Here is a 19,898-nt window from a genome sequence, read left to right as displayed (position 1 = left end):
CGGGCGGTGGACCCATCCGGCCCGGGTGTGTCAGTTGTTCGTGAAGCCCACGAGCAGACCGCCCGTGATCCGAACACTGAGGTTGTAGAGGACGCTCACGATGGCGCCGAGCACGGTGCCGACGACCACGTTGAGGATGCCCACGACGATGGAGAACCCGAGGACCTGGCCCAGTGAGAACTGGTCCATGATCGAGTAACTGTTCTGCCCGGTGACGTCCTTCAACAGGGCGTCGACCTGGGTGAACACACCCGTCTGGTTCAGGATGACCCACACCAGCGCCGTGGCGACCACGATCACGATGCTGCCGGCCAGGGCGATGAGGAAGCTCAGCTTCACCATCGACCAGAAGTCGACGTAGACCAGACGCAGTCGCACCTGGCGGGTGCCGACGGGACGCTTCGCCTTCTTCTGGAGCTTCTCGGCGACACTACTCATTGCTTGACTGGTCCTCTCCGGCCTCGTCTGCGACGGGCTCGGTGTCGATGGGATCAGTGGAATCCGGGGCCGCTTCGGCTGGGCTGACCGTCTCCACCGGGCCCGCGGGCTCGATCTCGGCGTCGTCCTGGTCGTCCAGGTTCCGCTCGGTGTTCCGGGCCACCGCGATGATCCGGTCGTTCTCCGCGAACCTCGCGAAGACGACGCCCATCGTGTCACGGCCCTTGGCAGGGACCTCGGCCACGGCAGACCTTACCACCTTGCCCGATTGCAGCACGACGAGCACCTCGTCGTCCTCGCCGACGATGAGAGCGCCCACAAGATCGCCTCGGTCGAGCGCCAGCTTGGCCACCTTGATGCCCAGACCACCACGGCCCTGCACCCGGTACTGGTCGACCGAGGTGCGCTTGGCGTAGCCGCCCTCGGTCATCACCCAGACGAACCCGTCGTCCGAGACGACCCGGGCTGCGAGGAGCGAGTCGCCGTCGCGGAAGGACATGCCCTTCACACCCGAGGTCGACCGACCCATCGGGCGCAGGGTGTCGTTGGTCGCGGTGAAGCGGAGCGACATGCCCTGGCGGGACACGAGGAGCAGGTCGTCGTGCTCATCGACCAGCAGCGCCTGGCGGAGCTTGTCGCCGTCGCGCAGGTTGATCGCGATGATGCCGCCGGTGCGGTTCGTGTCGTACTCGGTCAGTGCGGTCTTCTTCACCAGGCCGTGCTCGGTCGCGAGGACGAGGTACTGCGCGACCTCGTAGTCGCGGATGTCGAGCACCTGCTGGATCTGCTCGTCGGGCTGCATCGCGAGCAGGTTCGCGACGTGCTGGCCCTTCGCGTCGCGGCCGGCCTCCTGCAGCTCGTACGCCTTGGCGCGGTAGACCCGGCCCTGGTCCGTGAGGAACAGGAGCCAGTGGTGCGTCGTGGTGACGAAGAAGTGCTCGACGATGTCGTCGGCGCGGAGCTGGGCGCCCCGGACACCTCGGCCGCCGCGGTGCTGCGACCGGTACTGGTCGCTCCGCGTGCGCTTGACGTACCCACCGCGGGTGATGGTGACGACCATCTCCTCTTCGGGGATGAGGTCTTCCATCGACATGTCGCCGTCGTAGCCGAACATGATCTCGGTGCGGCGGTCGTCGCCGAAGCGGTCGACGATCTCGCTGAGCTCGTCGCGGATGATCGAGCGCTGACGGCTCTCCGATCCGAGGATGTCCTGGAAGTCGGCGATCTTGCGCTCGAGCTCTTCGGCCTCGTCGTGGATCTTCTGACGCTCGAGTGCGGCGAGACGACGGAGCTGCAGCTCGAGGATCGCGCGCGCCTGGATCTCGTCGACCGACAGCAGGTCCATCAGGCCGGTGCGGGCCTCTTCGACGTCGGGCGAGCGACGGATGAGCGCGATGACCTCGTCGAGGGCATCGAGCGCTGCCAGGTAGCCGCGCAGGATGTGGGCGCGCTTCTCGGCTTCACGCAGACGGAACTGGGTGCGGCGGACGATGACGTCGACCTGGTGGGCGACCCACGCCGAGATGAAGCCGTCGAGCGGCAGGGTGCGGGGCACCCCGTCGACGATCGCGAGCATGTTCGCGCCGAAGTTCTCCTGCAGCTGCGTGTGCTTGTACAGGTTGTTCAGCACGACCTTGGCCACGGCGTCGCGCTTGAGCACGATCACCAGGCGCTGTCCGGTGCGGCCGGAGGTCTCGTCGCGGATGTCGGCGACGCCCGCGAGCTTGCCGTCCTTGACGAGCTCGGCGATCTTGATCGCCAGGTTGTCCGGGTTGACCTGGTACGGCAGCTCGGTGACGACGAGGCAGGTGCGACCCTGGATCTCCTCCACCGAGACGACGGCACGCATCGTGATCGAGCCACGACCGGTGCGGTAGGCGTCCTGGATGCCCTTGGTGCCGAGCACCTGCGCACCCGTCGGGAAGTCCGGGCCCTTGATGCGCTGCATGAGCGCCGCGAGCAGCTCCTCACGCGTGGCGTCGGGGTTGTCGAGCGCCCACTTGGCGCCCTCGGCGACCTCGCGCAGGTTGTGTGGCGGGATGTTCGTGGCCATGCCGACCGCGATGCCGACCGAGCCGTTCACGAGCAGGTTCGGGAACCGAGCCGGCAGGATCGCCGGCTCCTGCGTGCGGCCGTCGTAGTTGTCCTGGAAGTCGACGGTGTCCTCGTCGATGTCGCGGACCATCTCGAGCGCGAGCGGCGCCATCTTCGTCTCGGTGTACCGCGGGGCGGCCGCACCGTCGTTGCCGGGCGAACCGAAGTTGCCCTGGCCGAGCGCGAGCGGGTACCGGAGCGACCACGGCTGCACCAGGCGCACGAGGGCGTCGTAGATCGCCGAGTCACCGTGCGGGTGGAACTGACCCATCACGTCACCGACGACACGGGAGCACTTCGAGAACGCGCGGTCCGGGCGGTAGCCGCCGTCGAACATCGCGTAGATCACACGGCGGTGCACCGGCTTGAGGCCGTCGCGGACCTCCGGCAGGGCACGACCGACGATGACCGACATCGCGTAGTCGAGGTACGAGCGCTGCATCTCGAGTTGCAGGTCGACCTGCGAGATGCGGTCACCGGAGACGACGATGTCCCCGCTGTCGCCGTGGACGATCTCGGGCTGCTCGTCGGCGCCGTTCTCGTTGTCGTCAGCCATGTGGCTTCGTTCCCTTTCTGGACAGCCTGGAGGCTGTGGTTCCGTCGGTCGCGCCGGGCGCGACCACAGGTGGTCAGGACTGGTCGACGCGGCTCACGCCGCGCCTCCTGGCCGTTAGATGTCGAGGAAGCGGACGTCCTTGGCGTTCTGCTGGATGAACTGGCGACGTGCGTCGACGTCCTCACCCATCAGCGTCGAGAAGGTGCTGTCGACCGCTGCCGCGTCTTCGAGCGTGACCTGGAGGAGCGTGCGGGTGTCCGGGTTCATCGTGGTGTCCCAGAGCTCCTTGTAGTCCATCTCGCCGAGGCCCTTGTAGCGCTGGATCCCGTTGTCCTTCGGGATGCGCTTGCCAGCAGCGAGACCGGCCTGCATCAGGGCGTCGCGCTCCCGGTCGCTGAACACGTACTCGTGCGCCGAGTTCGACCACTTCAGGCGGTACAGCGGCGGCTGCGCGAGGTACACGTAGCCGCGCTCGATGAGCGGACGCATGTAGCGGAACAGGAGGGTGAGCAGCAGCGTGGTGATGTGCTGGCCGTCGACGTCGGCATCGGCCATCAGCACGATCTTGTGGTACCGGGCCTTGTCCGGGTCGAAGTCCTCACCGATGCCGGCGCCGAACGCCGTGATCATCGACTGGATCTCCTGGTTGGCGAGGGCACGGTCGAGCCGGGCCTTCTCGACGTTCAGGATCTTGCCGCGCAGGGGCAGGATCGCCTGGGTCATCGGGTTGCGGCCCTGCACGGCGGAACCACCGGCGGAGTCACCCTCGACCATGAAGATCTCCGACAGGGTCGGGTCCTTCGACTGGCAGTCCTTGAGCTTGCCGGGCATGCCACCCGACTCGAGCAGCCCCTTGCGGCGGGTGGTCTCGCGCGCCTTGCGGGCGGCCAGACGCGCCTGCGACGCCTGGATCGCCTTGCGGACGACGTCGCGCGCCTGCGTCGGGTTGCTCTCGAACCAGTGGGTCAGCTCGGTGCCGACGACCCGCTGCACGAACGACTTCGCCTCGGTGTTGCCGAGCTTGGTCTTCGTCTGCCCCTCGAACTGCGGCTCGCCGAGCTTCACGGAGATGACGGCGGTGAGCCCTTCACGGATGTCGTCACCCGTGAGGTTGTCGTCCTTCTCCTTGATGATCTTCGCTTCGCGCGCGTAGCGGTTGACGAGGGTCGTGAGCGCGGCGCGGAAGCCCTCTTCGTGGGTCCCGCCCTCGTGCGTGTTGATCGTGTTCGCGAAGGTGTGGACGCTCTCCTGGTAGGAGGTGTTCCACTGCATCGCGACCTCGAGCGCGATCTTGCGCTCCGGGTCCTCGGACTCGAAGCCGATGACGTCGGGGTGGACGAGGTCGGCCTTCTTCTGCGCGTTGATGAACTCGACGTAGTCGGCGAGTCCACGCTCGTACATGAAGGTGTCGTTGCGGGCTTCTTCGCCTTCTTCCGGAGCGCGCTCGTCGCGGAGGTTGATCCGCAGGCCCTTGTTCAGGAAGGCCATCTGCTGGAAGCGCGTGCGCAGGGTCTCGTAGTCGAAGACGACGGACTCGAAGATCTCGGCGTTCGGCCAGAACGTGATCGTCGTGCCGGTCTCGTCGGTCGCTTCGTCCTTCGAGACGGGCGCGACGGGGACGCCGTCGGTGTAGCTCTGGCGCCAGACGTGGCCCTGACGACGGACCTCGACGTCGAGCTCGGAACTCAGCGCGTTGACCACCGACGAACCGACGCCGTGCAGACCACCGGAGACGGCGTACCCACCACCGCCGAACTTGCCGCCGGCGTGCAGGACGGTGAGGACGACCTGGAGGGTGGAGACCCCCTCGGCCGCGTGGACGTCGACCGGGATGCCACGGCCGTTGTCGACGACGCGGACGCCACCGTCTTCACGGATGCTCACGTCGATGGTGTCGCAGTACCCGGCGAGGGCTTCGTCGACGGAGTTGTCGACGATCTCCTGGACCAGGTGGTGCAGCCCCCGGGGACCGGTCGAACCGATGTACATACCCGGGCGCTTGCGGACGGCCTCGAGCCCCTCGAGCACCTGAATCTGGTCTGCGCCGTAGGACGGTTCGCTCTGCGGGGTCTCCTCGCCGAGCGGGTTCTGTCGGTCGTCGTCAGATTCTGATGCCATGTCGAGCGTGCTCCTGCCTGCGCGCGGAACGCCCGCGCACTGCACCTCCCAGTCTACCGCAGAGCCCCCTCTTTCGAGGGCTCATCTGCCCCGCAGACGGGCTTTTCTGGCACTCCAGGATGATTTCGTCGCCTCAACCGTAGGTGTCGCGAGGACCGCGCCCCTGGACCGTCTTGAGACCGTGTTTCCAGGAGGGGGCGTAGGGGCCATCGACTCGGATGCTCTCGACGCCCGCCATCGGATATCGCTCCGAGATAGTGGTAGTGATGCTCACTTTCAGGTTGCGCAGCTGCGTCGCCCAGCTCGTGGTGTCGCACTTGATGAAGAGCAGACCGTCCTTGATCTCGACCGGCCGTGAGTGCCGCGCGTTCTCCTCCCCGACGACCTCGGCCCAGTCCGTGAAGATCTCCGACTGGGCGAGGGGCTCGGTCCAGCCGAGCTCGGCAGCGAGCGATCCGACCACGTCGCCGAGGCCCCTCGGCTCGCGACCGCGGCCGTAGGGGACGGTGTCGGCGTCGAACTCGCGGGAGCGCCGGCGGCGGGCGTCGACCCCGCGCTTCGACGGGTCGCCGAAGACGGCCCGGAGGTGGCGGTACACCTGCGAGGGTTCGGTGGGCTTGCGGGGCTTCGGCATCAGGCGTCCGCTTCCGCGGGGGTCGCGTGGGTCGCGTCCGTCGGGTCCGTCGCGTCCGTCGGGTCCGTCGCGTCCGTCGCGTCCGTCGGGTCCGTCGCGTCCGTCGGGTCCGTCGGGTCCGTCGTCGGACTGGAGGCCCGGGTCGTCTCCGCCTCGTCGGTCACGATCGTGCCGGCCTCGATCCGCACGGTGTGCGCCGCCAGCTGCGGGGGCACGTCGCCGAACACCGCGGCGGTGATGAGCACCTGCTCGTAGTCGGCGACCGCGTTCGCCAGGCGTTCACGACGGGATTCGTCGAGCTCGGCGAAGACGTCGTCGAGGATGATGATGGGGTCGCCCAGGTTCGACTCCGCGCGCAGGATCGAGGCGCTCGCGAGCTGGATGGCGAGCGCGAACGACCAGGACTCGCCATGACTGGCGTATCCGCGGGCAGGTAACCCGTTGAGCTGGAACAGTACGTCGTCGCGGTGCGGTCCGACGAGGGTCAGGCCGCGGTCGAGTTCGTCCCGGCGCCGTCGCTCGAGCGCCGCGGAGAACGCCTCGGCCGCCGATGTCACCGTGACCGGCTCGTCCGGAGTCCCGAGCACGGGGTCGGTGGCCGCCGCGGACTCGGGATCGGCCCCTCGGATCGAGAGGACTCCGGTGATCGAGGCGTCGTGGTGCTCGCCGGCGACCGTCGCGTAGGCCTCGGCGACGAAGGGTGCGAGCCGACGGGTCAGGTGGTCACGCGCGGCGACGATCTCCGCACCGAGTCCGACGAGGCGGTCGTCCCAGACGTCGAGCGTCGACAGGGCGTTCGCCTTCGCGCCGGTCGCTCGTGCCGACTTCAGCAGGGTGTTCCGCTGCCGGAGCGTCCGGTCGTAGTCGGCGAGCACACCCTGCATCCGAGGAGCGATCTGGCCGAGCAGCTCGTCGAGCATCCGGCGCCGACCGGCCGGTTCACCGCGCACCAGAGCGAGGTCCTCCGGAGCGAAGAGCACCGACGTGCAGTACCGCGGCAGCTCACGGGGCTTGATCGCGGACCGGTTCACCTGCGCACGGTTCGCACCGGTGCGGTTGATCTGCACCTCGGCGAGGATGCTGCGTTCCTCGTGGGCGAGCCGTGCCCGGACGATCGCGGCGTCACACCCCTGACGGACGAGGGCTGCGTCGGTGGGGACGCGGTGCGAGCCGAGGGTGGAGAGGTACCCGATCGCCTCGACCAGGTTGGTCTTGCCCTGTCCGTTGCGCCCGACGAACAGGTTCGGCCCGCGTGCGAGGTCGACGTCCGCCTCCCGGTAGTTCCGGAAGTCGGTCAGTTGGAGATGGTCGACGTGCACGCGGGCCGAGTCCGGGTTTCCCCGGGAGGTCCTAGGACTTCTTGACGGCGTGACCGCCGAACTGGTTGCGGAGCGCCGCGACGGCCTTCATCGTCGGCGAGGCGCTGCCCTGCCGCGAGACGAAGCGCGCGAAGATCGACGCCGAGATCGTCGGCATCGGGACGGCGTGCTCGATGGCTTCCTCGACGGTCCAACGACCTTCGCCGGAGTCCTCGACGTAGCCCTCGATCGCGTCGAGCTTCGGGTCCTCGTTCAGTGCGAGCACCATCAGGTCGAGCAGCCAGGAGCGGACGACGGTGCCGCGCTGCCATCCGGCGAACACGGCGGGGACGTCGGTGATGATGTCCTTGGCCTCGAGGAGCTCGTAGCCCTCGCCGTACGCCTGCATGATGGCGTACTCGATGCCGTTGTGGACCATCTTCGCGTAGTGGCCGGCGCCGATCGGACCCGCGTGCGAGAAGCCCTCTTCACGGGGACCCTCGGGACGGAGTGCGTCGAAGACGGGCATGGCGTACTCGACGTCCTTGGCGTCACCGCCGACCATGAGGCCGTAGCCGTTGTCCTTGCCCCAGACACCACCGGAGACGCCGACGTCCATGTAGCGGATGCCACGCGCGCCGAGCTGCTCGGCGTGCTTGGTGTCGTCCAGCCACTTCGAGTTGCCGCCGTCGATGACCAGGTCACCCTCGCCGAGCACGCCGGCGAGGTCGGTGATCACGTCGTCCGTGATCTTGCCGTGCGGGACCATGACCCACACGAGTCGCTGGCCCTCCGGGAGGGCAGCGGCGAGGGCACCGAGGTCGGCGACGTCGGAGACGGCGGGGTTCGCGTCGTACCCGGTGACCTCGATACCTGCGTTGCGGAGACGGGCACGCATGTTGTTGCCCATGCGACCAAGGCCGACAAGACCGATGTGCATGATTTCCTCTTCTGTTCGTCGTCGCGCTGAAGCTGCCGGTGGTGTGCGCCAGCGCAGGTTGCCTGTTGCGCCTATCGCAGCAGCAGGTTCGGCTGCAGCAGGTACCGGTATCCATCGGTCGCTGCGGCCTCTTGCGAAGTCTGGCCGGTGATCAGCACCGGGCCCGGCTTGTTGGGGTTCTCCGTCTTGGTGAAGGAGATGCGGACGAACTCGGAGTGCACCGCGTTCAGCCCGTCCAGGAGGAAGGCGGGCTTCAAGGAGACCACCGTGTCCTCGCCGGTCAACAACGCACTGATCGACTCTGACGCCTGCGCTTGTTCGGATCCGATCGCCTCGAGCGTGAGCCCGTCGACCGTGAAGGAGAACCGGAGCGCGGCTTCGCGCTCCAGGACGAGGGAGACCCGTCGGACCGCTTCGACGAGTTCCGCGGTGTTGATCACCGCGTGGTCGTTGACGGTCTCGGGGAACAGCCGGCGGACCGGCGGGTAGTTGCCCTTGATGAGCAACGACGTCACGGTCTTGTCGTCGGCGTGGAACGCGATGAGCTCGCGGTCCGAGTTGCCGCTGATCGACACCGAAACCGTGGATGCCGACCCGAACGTGCGGCCGACCTCCTGCAGGGTCCGTGCGGGGACGAGCGCGTGCAGCGGGTCCGAGCCGACGCGGCCGGAGTCCCACGCGATCGTGCGGACGGCGACGCGGTAGCGGTCCGTCGCGATGAGGGAGAGGTCGTTGTCACCGACCTCGAGCTGGACGCCGGTGATGACGGGGGTGACGTCGTCACGGCTGGCGGCGACGGCGACCTGGGACACCGCTTCGGAGAACGCGTCGCCGGGGATGACACCGGTCTGCGGGCCGATCTCGGGCAGGGTCGGGTACTCCTCGACCGGCATGGACAGCAGCGTGAAGTGCGCGGAGCCGCAGCTGACCGAGATCTTGGCGTCTTCGGTGGTGAACGACACGGGGGCGTTCGGCAGCCGGCTCGCGATGTCGTTGAGCAGGCGGCCAGAGACCAGGACCGTACCCGGTTCGTCGATCTGCGCCGAGATGGAGGTCTGCGCCGAGACCTCGTAGTCGAACGACGAGAGCGTCAGACGATCTCCGTCGGCGTGGATCAGGACGCCCGACAGGATCGGGAGGGTCGTGCGCTGCGGGAGGAGCTTCACTGCGAAGGAGACGGCTTCGGAGAAGACGTCCCGGTTGACCTCGAACTTCACAGCTGGAACCCCTGTCGATCGGCTTGGACTGTCCGGCCGCCCCATTCTGGCACAGGCGGAGGAGGGCCGGATTTCTTGTCATCCCGCCGTCCACAAGGTTGTCCCGCGGAGATGAATCGTTAACCAGGAGTAATGGTGTTAACGCCTGTGCACACTGTGGATAACCCTGTGCATCCCGCTCCGCAGTAGGGAACTACACGCATGTGACTTGTGAGCGGTGTGTGAGCGTTAACGGGATGAATGAAACTCATCTATCCACTTCCATCCCCAGTCTCCACAGGTGACCCCTCAGCTGTGTACAACTGGGCGGCGTGTCCTCCACCGTTATCCACAGGCTATCCACACTGTGAGAACTCCGGCCCATGGAACCGTCTCAGATGGTGGATGACCCCGGGAACGGGCCGATCTCAGCGGTAGCGGCGGTCCTGCTTGATGCGGCTGGTGAGCTCGGTCACCTGGTTGTAGATCGACCGTCGCTCCTTCATGAGCTCGGTGATCTTCTTGTTCGCGTACATGACCGTGGTGTGGTCGCGGTTGCCGAACAGCTGCCCGATCTTGGGCAGGGACAGGCTCGTCAGCTCGCGGCAGAGGTACATCGCGATCTGTCGCGCCGTGGCGATCGCCTGGGAGCGGGACGACCCGTACAGGTCGTCGACGGAGAGCTTGAAGTACTCCGCGGTGTGGTTGATGATGTCCGTCGGCGCGACGACGTTGTCCTCGTCGAGGGTGATCAGGTCCTTCAAGACCGTCTGCACCAGGGCCATGTCGACGGCCGTCCGGTTGAGGCTCGCGAACGCGGTGACGCGGATCAGCGTGCCCTCGAGCTCCCGGATGTTGCTCGACACCTTCGACGCCATGAACTCGAGGATGTCGTCGGGCACCTGCAGGTGGTCCGACTGCGCCTTCTTGCGGAGGATCGCGATGCGCGTCTCGAGCTCCGGTGCCTGCACGTCGGTGATGAGGCCCCACTCGAAGCGGGAGCGCATCCGGTCCTCGAAGCCCGTCAGGTGCTTCGGCGCGACGTCCGACGTGATGACCACCTGCTTGTTGTGGTCGTGCAGCGTGTTGAACGTGTGGAAGAAGGCCTCCTGCGTGGAGTCCTTCCCCTGCAGGAACTGGATGTCGTCGATCAGCAGGATGTCGATGTCGCGGTAGCGCTGCTGGAACTGGTTCGAGCGGTTGTTCGCGATCGAGTTGATGAAGTCGTTGGTGAACTCCTCACTCGACACGTACCGGACGCGGATCCCCGGGTAGAGGCTCTCGGCGTAGTGCCCGATGGCGTGGAGCAAGTGGGTCTTGCCCAGTCCGGAGTCCCCGTAGATGAAGAGCGGGTTGTAGGCCTTGGCCGGCGCCTCGGCGACCGCGACGGCTGCGGCGTGGGCGAACCGGTTCGACGACCCGATGACGAAGTTGTCGAAGTTGTACTTCGGGTTGAGCCGCGACTCCGGGCGCCCGCTGGTGCCGGGAGAGTCGATCTGACTCGGCACGAACGGCGCCTCGATGTACTGGCGTGGAGCGGCACTCTGCTCGACGGCTTCCTGCACGGGCTCGGCGTACTCGGGGACGTTCGGGTCCACCCGCGGCTCCGAGGCCATGTCCGGGTTGACGGTGATCGCGAAGTTGGCGACCGCGTCGTCACCGATGCGGCCGACCGCCTCCGTGATGGGGATGCGGATGCGCTGCTCGAGCATGCCCCGGGTCAGGTCGTTCGGCACCTCGAGGTAGAGGGTGCCGGCGAGCACGCCCTTCGGCTCGACCAGGTTCAGGAACCCGTGGAGCTGCGGCGTGATGCGGGGGTCCTCGGCGAGGAGTCCGAGTACGGATGACCAGAGGTCCTCGACGGGGTCGGCCGGCATCGTCATGTCGCGCTCGTCTCCAGGGGTCGTGTCGTGCTGTCGCTGCTGGACGAGGGTGCGTCCTGCGGGGTCGGACATGCCGTGGCGTCCTCGGCGACCGCACTCGGGACCAGGTCGTCGCCGGCGGATCGTCGGTGGCTCCGGGGGCTTCGTCGACGCCTCGTTGCCGCGGAGGTTCCCACAGGGTTGTCCACAGTGTTGTCCACGACCGCTCCGAGCCGTGCAACAGGAGTGCTTCCCTGTCGTACCGGGCCTGGAGGCGATCGATCACCCCACTGTAAAGGACCGGAGCGGGTCGCACCGAACGGAAGTTGTCCCCAATGTGGAGAATGGGCTCGAGCGACCGGAACCGTGGGCGCGAAGACGTGACCGGTCCGAGCGGGGTTTGACCTGCCCGCCGCTGTCACGTACCGTTAACCAGTTGACTGCGGCCCTTTGGTCGCGCCCATCTGCGTCGTTCGACACCCGGACGGCTACACATACGTGACGGCTCGCCGCGAGCAGCCGTGTGGAGAACATCATGAGCAAGCGCACCTTCCAGCCGAACAACCGTCGCCGCGCCAAGAAGCACGGTTTCCGCCTCCGCATGCGGACGCGTGCCGGCCGTGCCATCCTGTCGGCGCGTCGCGCCAAGGGCCGCACCGAGCTCTCGGCCTGATCAGGCTCATCGCCTGATCCGGTCCTCGGTCTGACCCCGGCGTCGCAGTGTTGGCCAGCGCCAACCGCATCGTGCGCGGGGACGACTACCGGAACGTCGTGCGTCGTGGTCGCAAGAGCGCCACGGCGCACGTCGTCGTGTCCGTGGTCCGTCAGCCGGCCGACCGGATCGGACCGACACGGTTCGGGTTCATCGTCGCGAAGACCGTGGGCAACGCCGTGACCCGGAACCTGATCAGGCGGCGGCTCAAGGCGATCGCGCACGACCTGCTCGTCGAGTGCCCCGAGGGGTTCGACGTGGTGGTCCGTGTACTGCCAGCCGCATCGCAGGCCGGATGGCCTACCCTGCTCGAAGACGTCACGCGCTCCTTCGCGCGCGGGGTGGAGAAGGCAGCATGAACCGCACTCTGTGGACCCGGCTTGCCTGGGTCGTCGCGTTGCTCCCACGCAACGCGTGCGTCGTCGTGCTCCGGGCCTACCGTGCGGTGATCTCCCCGCTGTACGGCAACGTCTGCCGCTACCACCCGTCGTGCTCCCGGTACGCCCTCGAGGCGATCCAGCAGTACGGCGTCGTGCGCGGATCCGCCATGGGCGCCTGGCGCATCGCCCGTTGCAACCCCTGGGCTGCTGGCGGCATCGACGACGTCAAGGAACGCCGTCACCCGTTCATCGTCAACCGGTTCGGGTTCGTCCTCGCGCCGATCCTGCAGCAGCCGCACCCCGCGGTCGGAACGGTTCGGCCGGTCCTGCTCCCCCAGCGCACTCGAAAGGCGTAGCCGTCCCCATGGACATCATCGGAACGATCCTCTGGCCGCTCAAATGGGTGGTCTCGGCCATCCTCGTCGGCTTCCACTGGATCTTCGAGAGCATCGGCATGGACCCGAACGAGGGCATCACATGGGTGCTCTCGATCATCTTCCTGACGTTCGTCGTCCGCGCAGCGTTGATCCCGATCTTCGTCCGGCAGATCAAGTCGCAGCGCCGCATGCTCGAGGTCGCGCCGCAGCTGAAGAAGATCCAGGACAAGTACAAGGGCAAGAAGGACCAGTTCTCGCGTGAGGCCATGAGCCGCGAGACTATGGCGCTCTACAAGGAGACCGGGACCAACCCGCTCAGCTCCTGCCTGCCGCTGCTGTTGCAGATGCCGATCTTCTTCTCGCTGTACTCGGTGCTGCACGAGGCTCAGATCAACAAGACGGGCATCGGCCTCCTGACGACCGACCTCGCGGGGTCGTTCGGCAACGCGGCCCTGTTCGGTGCTCCCCTGCACGAGACGTTCACGAACGCCTCCGGCTGGGAGGTCCGTGCGATCGCGGGCTTCATGATCGTCGTGATGACGGCGTCGCAGTTCATCACGCAGCTGCAGCTCGTCGCCAAGAACATGTCCCCGGAGACCAAGGAGTCTCCGATGTACCGCCAGCAGAAGATGATGCTGTACATCCTCCCGCTGGTCTTCGTGATCTCGGGCCTGAGCTTCCCCCTCGGCGTCATGTTCTACTGGCTGGCCTCGAACGTCTGGACGATGGCGCAGCAGTACTTCGTCATCCGCAGCATGCCGACGCCCGGCTCCGAAGCAGCGTTGGCCCGTGAAGCCCGCCTGGCCAAGAAGGCACAGCGTCGTGGGACGGCCACCCCGGTCCTCGCCGAGGCCGGTGCCGGCGCCGGTGCGACAGAGATCGAACCCGTGCGCGTCACCACCCAGCGTCAGCAGCCGGTCGGCAAGCAGCGCCAGAAGAAGAACGGGAAGAAGTAAGTGACCGAGCAGGAATCCGCAGCCGCCATCGAGACGACGGACACCGAGACGACGGACACCGAGATCGAGGACGCCCGCGACGAAGCGGACATCGCGGCGGACTACATCGAGGAGCTCCTCGACATCTGCGACCTCGACGGTGACATCGAGATCGAGGAACGCGCTGGTCGTGTGTACCTGTCGGTCACCGATGACGGAGAAGCACTCCGCGTGCTGTCGAAGCCCGAGACCGTGACGGCGCTGCAGGAGCTCACCCGGATCGCCGTGCAGGCCGAGACCGGTGAGTTCAGCCGGCTCATCCTCGATGTCGGTGGATCGCGGGATGCCCGTGCTGACGAGCTGCAGCGGCTCGTGGACACCGCTGTCGAGCGCATCGAAGCCGGTTCGTCGTCGGCTGCACTCCCCCCGATGTCGTCCTACGAGCGCAAGCTCGTGCACGACCTGGTCGCTGAGAAGGGCTTCCACTCGGAGTCCGAGGGTGAGGGTCGGGACCGCCACACGGTCGTCACCCGATGACGGACGCACCCGTCCCGACCGAGGCAGCACCGGTGCTCGAGGCTGAGCCTGCGGCGGCCGCAACACTCTTCGGTGACCAGATCGAGGCAGCGCGCTCGTTCACGAACGAGCTCGCCCGGCGGGGCGAGGAGCTCGGCCTGATCGGCCCGCTCGAACTTCCCCGCCTCTGGACGCGACACATCCTCAATTCCGCGTTGCTCGCACCCCTCCTGGAGGCCCGTGGTCGCGTCGCCGACGTCGGCTCCGGAGCGGGATTGCCGGGTCTCGTGCTGGCGATCGCCCGTCCGGACGTCGAGTTCGTGCTCATCGAGCCGATGGAGCGCCGGACCGATTGGCTCCGCAGTGAGTCCGACCGGCTCGGTCTGCAGAACGTTACGGTGCTCCGCGGTCGTGCTGAGGACGTGGCGGACGACGTCGTCGTTGACCAGGTCACCGCACGCGCGGTCAGCGCCCTGTCGAAGCTCATCCCCCTCACCGTGCCCCTGGTCCGCTCGGGTGGACAGCTCATCCTGATGAAGGGTGCGCGGGTCGACGAAGAGATCGAGAAGGCACGAAAGGTCATCCTCCGGAAGCGCCTCTCCGATGTCGAGGTGCTCGAGCTCGGAGAAGGTGTGGTCGACGAGACGACCCGCGTCTTCCGGGCTACAGTTGACTGACGCTGCGGCTCGGGCCGGGTCATCCGGCCGCCAGTGGCTCCGCGTTCCACGTGAAACATCGAACCGGGGAAGAGGCACTCGTTGAGTTCATCGACCGACTACGACGCGTCGACGCCGCTCGCTCGCGAGATCGCCGACCTGAACCGTCGCCGGCGCGCGATCGCCACGCAACAGTTCCCACTCCCTTCAGAGACGCGGATCATCACCGTCTCGAACCAGAAGGGCGGCGTCGGCAAGACAACGACGACGGTCAACCTGGCCGCGGGTCTCGCCCACGGTGGCGCTCGTGTGCTGGTCATCGATCTGGACCCGCAGGGCAACGCTTCGACCGCGCTCGGTGTCGACCACCAGGCGGAGGTCGCGAGCATCTACGACGTGATCGTCGATGAGGCACCGATGGCCGACACCGTGCAGGCCTCCCCCGAGTCGGACACGCTCTGGTGCGTGCCAGCAACGATTCACCTTGCCGGCGCCGAGATCGAACTCGTGTCACTGGTGGCCCGTGAACAGCGCCTCCGGACCGCGCTCGACATGTACCTGCAGTCCCTCGATGAGCCGTACCACTACGTCTTCATCGACTGCCCGCCCTCCCTAGGGCTGCTGACCATCAACGCCTTCGTCGCTGCGCAAGAGGTACTCATCCCGATTCAGTGTGAGTACTACGCACTGGAGGGCCTGAGCCAGCTGCTGCGGAACATCGAACTGATCGAGCGACACCTCAACCCGAACCTCCGGGTGTCCACGATCCTGCTGACCATGTACGACAGCCGCACGAACCTGTCGAACCAGGTGGCGAACGATGTCCGAGAGCACTTCGGCGACCAGGTGCTCAAGGCGATGATCCCCCGCTCCGTCCGCGTGAGCGAAGCACCGAGCTACGGCCAGAGCGTCGTCGCCTACGACGTGAACTCCACCGGGTCGCTGTCCTACCTGGAAGCGGCCTCCGAGATCGCAGCACGAGGAGCGAAGCACTGATGGCACCGAAGCGAACCGGACTCGGCCGAGGCATCGGCGCCCTGATCCCGACGGCGACCGACCAGCAGGATCGTCCCGTCGACGTGTTCTTCCCGACCGGTGGCTCGCCGGCATCCGCTCCGACGGCAGACGAGTTGGTGGCCGTGCCGGGAGCACGACTGGCGAACCTCAATCCGCTCGATGTGATCCCCAACGCGCAGCAGCCGCGGAAGGAGTTCCGCGAAGAGGAGCTCCAGGAGCTCGTTCACTCGATCCGCGAGATCGGCGTTCTACAGCCCATCGTCGTGCGTCCCATCCCCGGTGCGACGGGCACCGACCCGCAGTACGAGCTCATCATGGGTGAGCGTCGTCTCCGCGCCACGAAGGAACTCGGGCTGAGCACGATCCCCGCGATCGTGAAGGACACCCCGGACGACGCGATGCTCCGGGATGCGTTGCTGGAAAACCTCCACCGCGCGCAGCTCAACCCCCTCGAGGAGGCCTCGGCGTACCAGCAGCTCCTCGCCGACTTCGGCATCACCCAGGAGCAGCTCGGCCAGCGGATCGGTCGGTCGCGTCCGCAGATCACGAACACCATCCGCCTCCTGCGGCTCCCCTCCCCCGTGCAGCGTCGTGTTGCCGCGGGCGTGCTCTCCGCCGGACACGCGCGGGCGATCCTCGCTGCTCCGGATGCGGAGGCGATGGAGTACCTCGCCGAGAAGATCGTCAACGAGGACCTCTCCGTTCGTGCTGCGGAGGCGATTGCGCAGCAGTTGTCCGCGAAGACCCCCGCGACGAAGCCGAAGCCCGAGCCGTCGAAGCGTCAGGCGCACTTCAACGACCTCGCTGAACGCCTCGGTGATCGGCTCAACACCCGCGTCAAGATCGCCGTCGGTGCTCGGAAGAGTTCGGTGACGATCGACTTTGCGAACGGCGATGACCTCAACCGCATCCTCGGTGAGCTCGGCGTGCAGGACCTCGAGGGCTGAACCCATCACTGAGCGGCCCTGTGCGGCTGTTTGAGCCCCGGGAACGGCCAAAGCGGGCGCGGACATAGGTAGGTCGTCTCGGTCGCTCCAGCGGCTCCACAGCTCGCTCGGACGCGGATGCAACAGCGGTGACCGCGGTCTGCCTCTGGGGAGATGGTGAAGTCGTGACGAACAGCGGCTCCGCCTTCATGCCAGTTGTCCGAGGGACGTTCTCACGGGCTGTGATCCGTGGTTCCGCGAGGTCGCTGTAGCGGGATCACGGTCGTCGGGCCGGTACTCGAGAGCGCGCACCAGCCCACGTTGTTCCTCAGCTCCCCAGCTCCTCAGTTGTCGGAGTCCGTGCCGCGATGATCGCCCACAACGACGTTCGGCCTGAGGCGGTGGAGATCGTCGTGATCGACGTCGAGGCGTTCGGCAATGTCGACTTGCGCGGTGTGAACTCTTGGAAGCAGTCGGCATCGACCCCGAGGACGCCTGGGCTCCTTGGCGGGCCATCGCCAGGGCCGGGGCGCCGACGCGGTCGTGGATGGTGCGTGACCGCCACATCGAAGCCAGTTCCGACGGTTTGATCGACCCATCGCGGAAGAGCCCGGGCCTCTGGCACCTGGCGCTGTTCCGGTGGAGTGTGGCGGACGATACGCCGACCGTCCGACTGCTCGGAGCCCCCCGCTTCAGCGAGTGACACGACGTTCCACGTGGAACATCCAAGCTCGCGCTACAGAGCCGACGGGATACGAGAGCCGGTGTTCCACGTGGAACATCTGCAGCAGGGTCAGGCGCGGTGGTCCCGAATGGCCTGCTCGGCGAGCTCGGCGTAGGTCCAACCGAGGTCGAAACCGGACGCGGACAGCGCCTGCGGCAGCAGTGACGTCTCCGTGAGGCCGGGGAGGACGTTCGCCTCGAGGAACCAGGGCGTTCCGGCCCCGTCGATGATCAGGTCGACGCGGGACAGGTGCCGGAGTCCCAGAGCTGCGTGCGCGGCGACTGCTGCGTCCGCGGCTGCTCCGGCGAACTCATCCGAGAGCCGCGCGGGCGTGTAGAAGGTCGTCTCCCCCGCGTTGTAGCGCGCCTCGAACCCGTAGATGCCGTTCCGCGGAACGATCTCCACGGCGGAGAGTGCCACGGGGCCGTCTCCGGTGTCGATGATCCCCACGGCGACCTCGGTGCCGCGGATCAGCTGCTCGACCACGACGTCGTCGCAGTACGTGTACGCCGTCACCATGGCCCGAGGCAGGTCCTTGACGTCGTCGACCAGCGTGACGCCCTGTGCACTCCCGCCTCGCGCCGGCTTCACGGCGAGCGGAACAGGGTGCTCGGTCGCGATGGCCTCGAGGACACCGACGGCACCGAGCTCGCGGAAGACGTCGTGGGAGAGCGTCACCGAACGAGGGGTGCGGACGCCGGCGCGGGCGACCAGCGCTGACGCCGTGGGCTTGTCCCATGCCAACCGAGCCGACGTGGAACGCGAGCCGACGAACGGGATGTCCACAGCCTCCAAGATGCCCCGCAGGGCCCCGTCCTCACCGGAGGCGCCGTGCAGGGCCGGCCACACGACGTCCGGGCGGGATTCGGCGAGAGCCGGCAGGAGCAGCGCGTCAGCGTCGCGTAGGTCGACCCGCCAGCCGTAGCCGGTCAGTGAGTCGGCGACCCGACGGCCGGAGCGGAGGGAGACGTCGCGTTCGTGCGAGATGCCTCCGGCTACGACGACGACGTGACGACGGGTGAGCTCGGCCATGCGGGGTCCTCCGGTGTGGAACTGCGGTGCTGCGCGAGGAGCACTGCGGAAAAGCGCTGATCAGGAGATGTTCGGCGGCGGTGCGCTGACCGACGACGTCTGGCGGACCACGGTGTTCGGTCGGGTCGTCGGGCCGAACGTCTCGATCAGTTCGAGTTCGTCGTTGACGACGTTGGCCAGACGCTTGACCCCCACCCGGATCTGCTCCGGCGTGGGGTAGCAGAACGAGAGACGGATGTGTCCGCCACCGCGTCCGTCCGCGTAGAAGGCGGTCCCGGGCGTGTACGCCACGAGCTCCTTGACCGCGCGCGGGAGCATGCCCTTGGAGTCGAGCGACTCGGGCAGCGTGAGCCACACGAAGAAGCCACCGTTCGGCTTGGTCCAGGACAGGTCGGGCAGGAACTCCCCCAGCGCGGACAGCATGGCGTCGCGGCGCTCGGCGTAGATGCCCCGGAAGGTGTCGACCTGGCCCTTCCAGTCCGCCGCGTCGAGGTACGCGTTCACGACGTACTGGCCGAACGAGTTGGGCGCGAGCACGGCCGATTCGTTGGCGAGCACGAGCTTCTCGCGGATGGCGTGCGGCGCGAGTGCCCAGCCGACGCGGAAGCCCGGTGCGAGGGTCTTCGAGAAGGAACCGAGGTACACGACGCCCTCTTCGTCGATCGATCGGATCGCCTGCGGCGCCGGCTCGTCGAACCAGAGGAGGCCGTACGGGTTGTCCTCGAGCACGAGGATGTTGTTCGACCGGCAGATGTCGAGCACCTCGATGCGGCGCTCACGGCTCATCGTGACGCCGGCGGGGTTGTGGAAGTTCGGGATCGTGTAGAGGAACTTGATCCGCTTGCCCTGGGTGCGGAGGTTCGCGATCGCCTCGCGCAGCGCCTCGGGGACGAGGCCGAGCTCGTCGGTCGTCACGTGGACCGTCTCGGCCTGGTACGACCGGAAGACGCCGATCGCGCCGACGTAGGACGGCGACTCTGCGAGCACGACATCACCCGGATCGATGAACAGCCGGGTGACGAGGTCCAGCGCGTGCTGCGAACCGGTGGTGACGACGACGTCCTCGGCGCTGGCACGGATGCCCTCGAGGCTCATCACGTCGACGATGTGTTCACGGAGCGAGCGCAGGCCCTGTCCCCCGCCGTACTGGAGCGCCATGGCGGAGTGCTCGTTCATGACACGGTCCAGGGAGCCCGTGACGAGCTCTCTGGGGAGCGCGGAGACGAACGGCATGCCGCCGGCCAGCGAGACCACTTCGGGGCGCGAGGCGACGGCGAACAGGGCTCGGACCTCGGAGGCGCTCAGCCCGGCGGTGCGCTGGGCGTAGGAGTCGTACCAGGGGTCGAGGCTGTTGCCGTTCGTCATCGAGTGCTCCGTTCAGTGGGACATTCCCGCCACACTACGACATCGGCCCCGGGAACCAGGGTTCCGCGACGGGGCCGATCGTCATCCGGTGGCTCCGGACGAGAACGGCCCCGCTCTCCGGG

19 protein-coding genes are annotated in these 19,898 nt (G+C 67.2%); 9 read left to right on the top strand and 10 right to left on the bottom strand.

Annotation, left to right across the window (positions count from 1 at the left end; genetic code table 11):
- Positions 1 to 30: 30 nt before the first annotated feature.
- From KK087_RS06230 to dnaA, 8 genes are all read right to left on the bottom strand, one after another.
- Positions 31 to 438, bottom strand: a complete 408-nt coding sequence (locus tag KK087_RS06230) for a DUF3566 domain-containing protein (RefSeq protein WP_027466922.1) — start codon at positions 436 to 438, stop codon at positions 31 to 33.
- The gene (gyrA, locus tag KK087_RS06225) at positions 431 to 3,088 is read right to left on the bottom strand and encodes a DNA gyrase subunit A (protein WP_214529247.1); all 2,658 of its coding nucleotides are present in this window, start codon (positions 3,086 to 3,088) and stop codon (positions 431 to 433) included. The genes KK087_RS06230 and gyrA overlap by 8 nt, the downstream gene beginning before the upstream one ends.
- Positions 3,089 to 3,202: 114 nt before the next feature.
- Positions 3,203 to 5,206 carry a DNA topoisomerase (ATP-hydrolyzing) subunit B gene (gyrB, locus tag KK087_RS06220; RefSeq protein WP_214529248.1) on the bottom strand — a complete coding sequence of 668 codons (2,004 nt, stop codon included), beginning with the start codon at positions 5,204 to 5,206 and terminating at the stop codon, positions 3,203 to 3,205.
- A 133-nt stretch (positions 5,207 to 5,339) separates the two neighbouring features.
- Entirely contained in the window at positions 5,340 to 5,840 is a 501-nt protein-coding gene (locus KK087_RS06215; RefSeq protein ID WP_214529249.1) for a DciA family protein, read from the bottom strand.
- Complete coding sequence (gene recF / locus KK087_RS06210; RefSeq protein ID WP_214564557.1) at positions 5,840 to 7,159, bottom strand: DNA replication/repair protein RecF; 1,320 nt, start codon at positions 7,157 to 7,159, stop codon at positions 5,840 to 5,842. Before recF ends, KK087_RS06215 begins: the two co-directional genes overlap by 1 nt.
- 31 nt (positions 7,160 to 7,190) lie before the next feature.
- The gene (gnd, locus tag KK087_RS06205) at positions 7,191 to 8,078 is read right to left on the bottom strand and encodes a phosphogluconate dehydrogenase (NAD(+)-dependent, decarboxylating) (protein ID WP_214529251.1); all 888 of its coding nucleotides are present in this window, start codon (positions 8,076 to 8,078) and stop codon (positions 7,191 to 7,193) included.
- A 71-nt stretch (positions 8,079 to 8,149) separates the two neighbouring features.
- Entirely contained in the window at positions 8,150 to 9,295 is a 1,146-nt protein-coding gene (dnaN, locus tag KK087_RS06200) for a DNA polymerase III subunit beta (protein ID WP_214529252.1), read from the bottom strand.
- Between the two features lie 407 nt (positions 9,296 to 9,702).
- Positions 9,703 to 11,157, bottom strand: a complete 1,455-nt coding sequence (gene dnaA / locus KK087_RS06195) for a chromosomal replication initiator protein DnaA (protein WP_214529336.1) — start codon at positions 11,155 to 11,157, stop codon at positions 9,703 to 9,705.
- A 514-nt stretch (positions 11,158 to 11,671) separates the two neighbouring features.
- Between dnaA and rpmH the strand changes: the two genes are divergently transcribed.
- The 9 genes from rpmH to KK087_RS17320 all read left to right on the top strand — a co-directional run bounded on the left by rpmH (position 11,672) and on the right by KK087_RS17320 (position 17,358).
- Complete coding sequence (gene rpmH / locus KK087_RS06190) at positions 11,672 to 11,809, top strand: 50S ribosomal protein L34 (RefSeq protein WP_022889115.1); 138 nt, start codon at positions 11,672 to 11,674, stop codon at positions 11,807 to 11,809.
- A gap of 47 nt (positions 11,810 to 11,856) precedes the next feature.
- A complete protein-coding gene (gene rnpA, locus KK087_RS06185; RefSeq protein ID WP_214529253.1) occupies positions 11,857 to 12,207 on the top strand; it encodes a ribonuclease P protein component in 351 nt (116 codons plus the stop codon).
- Positions 12,204 to 12,584 carry a membrane protein insertion efficiency factor YidD gene (gene yidD, locus KK087_RS06180; RefSeq protein WP_214564556.1) on the top strand — a complete coding sequence of 127 codons (381 nt, stop codon included), beginning with the start codon at positions 12,204 to 12,206 and terminating at the stop codon, positions 12,582 to 12,584. Before rnpA ends, yidD begins: the two co-directional genes overlap by 4 nt.
- A gap of 8 nt (positions 12,585 to 12,592) precedes the next feature.
- Entirely contained in the window at positions 12,593 to 13,561 is a 969-nt protein-coding gene (gene yidC, locus KK087_RS06175; protein WP_214564555.1) for a membrane protein insertase YidC, read from the top strand.
- Entirely contained in the window at positions 13,562 to 14,077 is a 516-nt protein-coding gene (locus KK087_RS06170) for a Jag family protein (protein WP_439647689.1), read from the top strand. It abuts the gene before it with no gap.
- On the top strand, positions 14,074 to 14,733 hold the full coding sequence (gene rsmG / locus KK087_RS06165) for a 16S rRNA (guanine(527)-N(7))-methyltransferase RsmG (protein ID WP_214564554.1): 660 nt from the start codon (positions 14,074 to 14,076) through the stop codon (positions 14,731 to 14,733). The genes KK087_RS06170 and rsmG overlap by 4 nt, the downstream gene beginning before the upstream one ends.
- An 81-nt stretch (positions 14,734 to 14,814) precedes the next feature.
- Positions 14,815 to 15,708: a ParA family protein gene (locus tag KK087_RS06160; RefSeq protein WP_284730976.1), complete on the top strand. Its 894-nt coding sequence runs from the start codon at positions 14,815 to 14,817 to the stop codon at positions 15,706 to 15,708.
- Complete coding sequence (locus tag KK087_RS06155) at positions 15,708 to 16,676, top strand: ParB/RepB/Spo0J family partition protein (protein WP_214529258.1); 969 nt, start codon at positions 15,708 to 15,710, stop codon at positions 16,674 to 16,676. Before KK087_RS06160 ends, KK087_RS06155 begins: the two co-directional genes overlap by 1 nt.
- Positions 16,677 to 17,118: 442 nt before the next feature.
- On the top strand, positions 17,119 to 17,358 hold the full coding sequence (locus KK087_RS17320) for an RES domain-containing protein (RefSeq protein ID WP_367575435.1): 240 nt from the start codon (positions 17,119 to 17,121) through the stop codon (positions 17,356 to 17,358).
- A 90-nt stretch (positions 17,359 to 17,448) separates the two neighbouring features.
- Here KK087_RS17320 and KK087_RS06145 read toward each other — a convergent pair whose 3' ends face one another.
- Complete coding sequence (locus KK087_RS06145; protein WP_214564553.1) at positions 17,449 to 18,411, bottom strand: D-alanine--D-alanine ligase family protein; 963 nt, start codon at positions 18,409 to 18,411, stop codon at positions 17,449 to 17,451.
- Between the two features lie 60 nt (positions 18,412 to 18,471).
- Complete coding sequence (locus KK087_RS06140) at positions 18,472 to 19,776, bottom strand: aminotransferase-like domain-containing protein (RefSeq protein ID WP_138802186.1); 1,305 nt, start codon at positions 19,774 to 19,776, stop codon at positions 18,472 to 18,474.
- Between the last annotated feature and the right edge of the window lie 122 nt (positions 19,777 to 19,898).

The organism is Curtobacterium aurantiacum (assembly GCF_018598555.1).
Classification (GTDB): Bacteria; Actinomycetota; Actinomycetes; order Actinomycetales; family Microbacteriaceae; genus Curtobacterium; species Curtobacterium aurantiacum.
The sequence above is the reverse complement of the archived record's forward strand: the minus strand, read 5'-3'. Positions and strand labels throughout refer to the sequence as shown.

What these genes read in the sequence shown, in the direction of transcription:
- KK087_RS06230 (WP_027466922.1), bottom strand. Translation starts at nt 438, where the DNA reads ATGAGTAGTGTCGCCGAGAAGCTCCAGAAGAAGGCGAAGCGTCCCGTC.
- gyrA (WP_214529247.1), bottom strand. Translation starts at nt 3,088, where the DNA reads ATGGCTGACGACAACGAGAACGGCGCCGACGAGCAGCCCGAGATCGTC.
- gyrB (WP_214529248.1), bottom strand. Translation starts at nt 5,206, where the DNA reads ATGGCATCAGAATCTGACGACGACCGACAGAACCCGCTCGGCGAGGAG.
- KK087_RS06215 (WP_214529249.1), bottom strand. Translation starts at nt 5,840, where the DNA reads ATGCCGAAGCCCCGCAAGCCCACCGAACCCTCGCAGGTGTACCGCCAC.
- gnd (WP_214529251.1), bottom strand. Translation starts at nt 8,078, where the DNA reads ATGCACATCGGTCTTGTCGGCCTTGGTCGCATGGGCAACAACATGCGT.
- dnaA (WP_214529336.1), bottom strand. Translation starts at nt 11,157, where the DNA reads ATGACGATGCCGGCCGACCCCGTCGAGGACCTCTGGTCATCCGTACTC.
- rpmH (WP_022889115.1), top strand. Translation starts at nt 11,672, where the DNA reads ATGAGCAAGCGCACCTTCCAGCCGAACAACCGTCGCCGCGCCAAGAAG.
- yidD (WP_214564556.1), top strand. Translation starts at nt 12,204, where the DNA reads ATGAACCGCACTCTGTGGACCCGGCTTGCCTGGGTCGTCGCGTTGCTC.
- yidC (WP_214564555.1), top strand. Translation starts at nt 12,593, where the DNA reads ATGGACATCATCGGAACGATCCTCTGGCCGCTCAAATGGGTGGTCTCG.
- rsmG (WP_214564554.1), top strand. Translation starts at nt 14,074, where the DNA reads ATGACGGACGCACCCGTCCCGACCGAGGCAGCACCGGTGCTCGAGGCT.
- KK087_RS06155 (WP_214529258.1), top strand. Translation starts at nt 15,708, where the DNA reads ATGGCACCGAAGCGAACCGGACTCGGCCGAGGCATCGGCGCCCTGATC.
- KK087_RS06145 (WP_214564553.1), bottom strand. Translation starts at nt 18,411, where the DNA reads ATGGCCGAGCTCACCCGTCGTCACGTCGTCGTCGTAGCCGGAGGCATC.
- KK087_RS06140 (WP_138802186.1), bottom strand. Translation starts at nt 19,776, where the DNA reads ATGACGAACGGCAACAGCCTCGACCCCTGGTACGACTCCTACGCCCAG.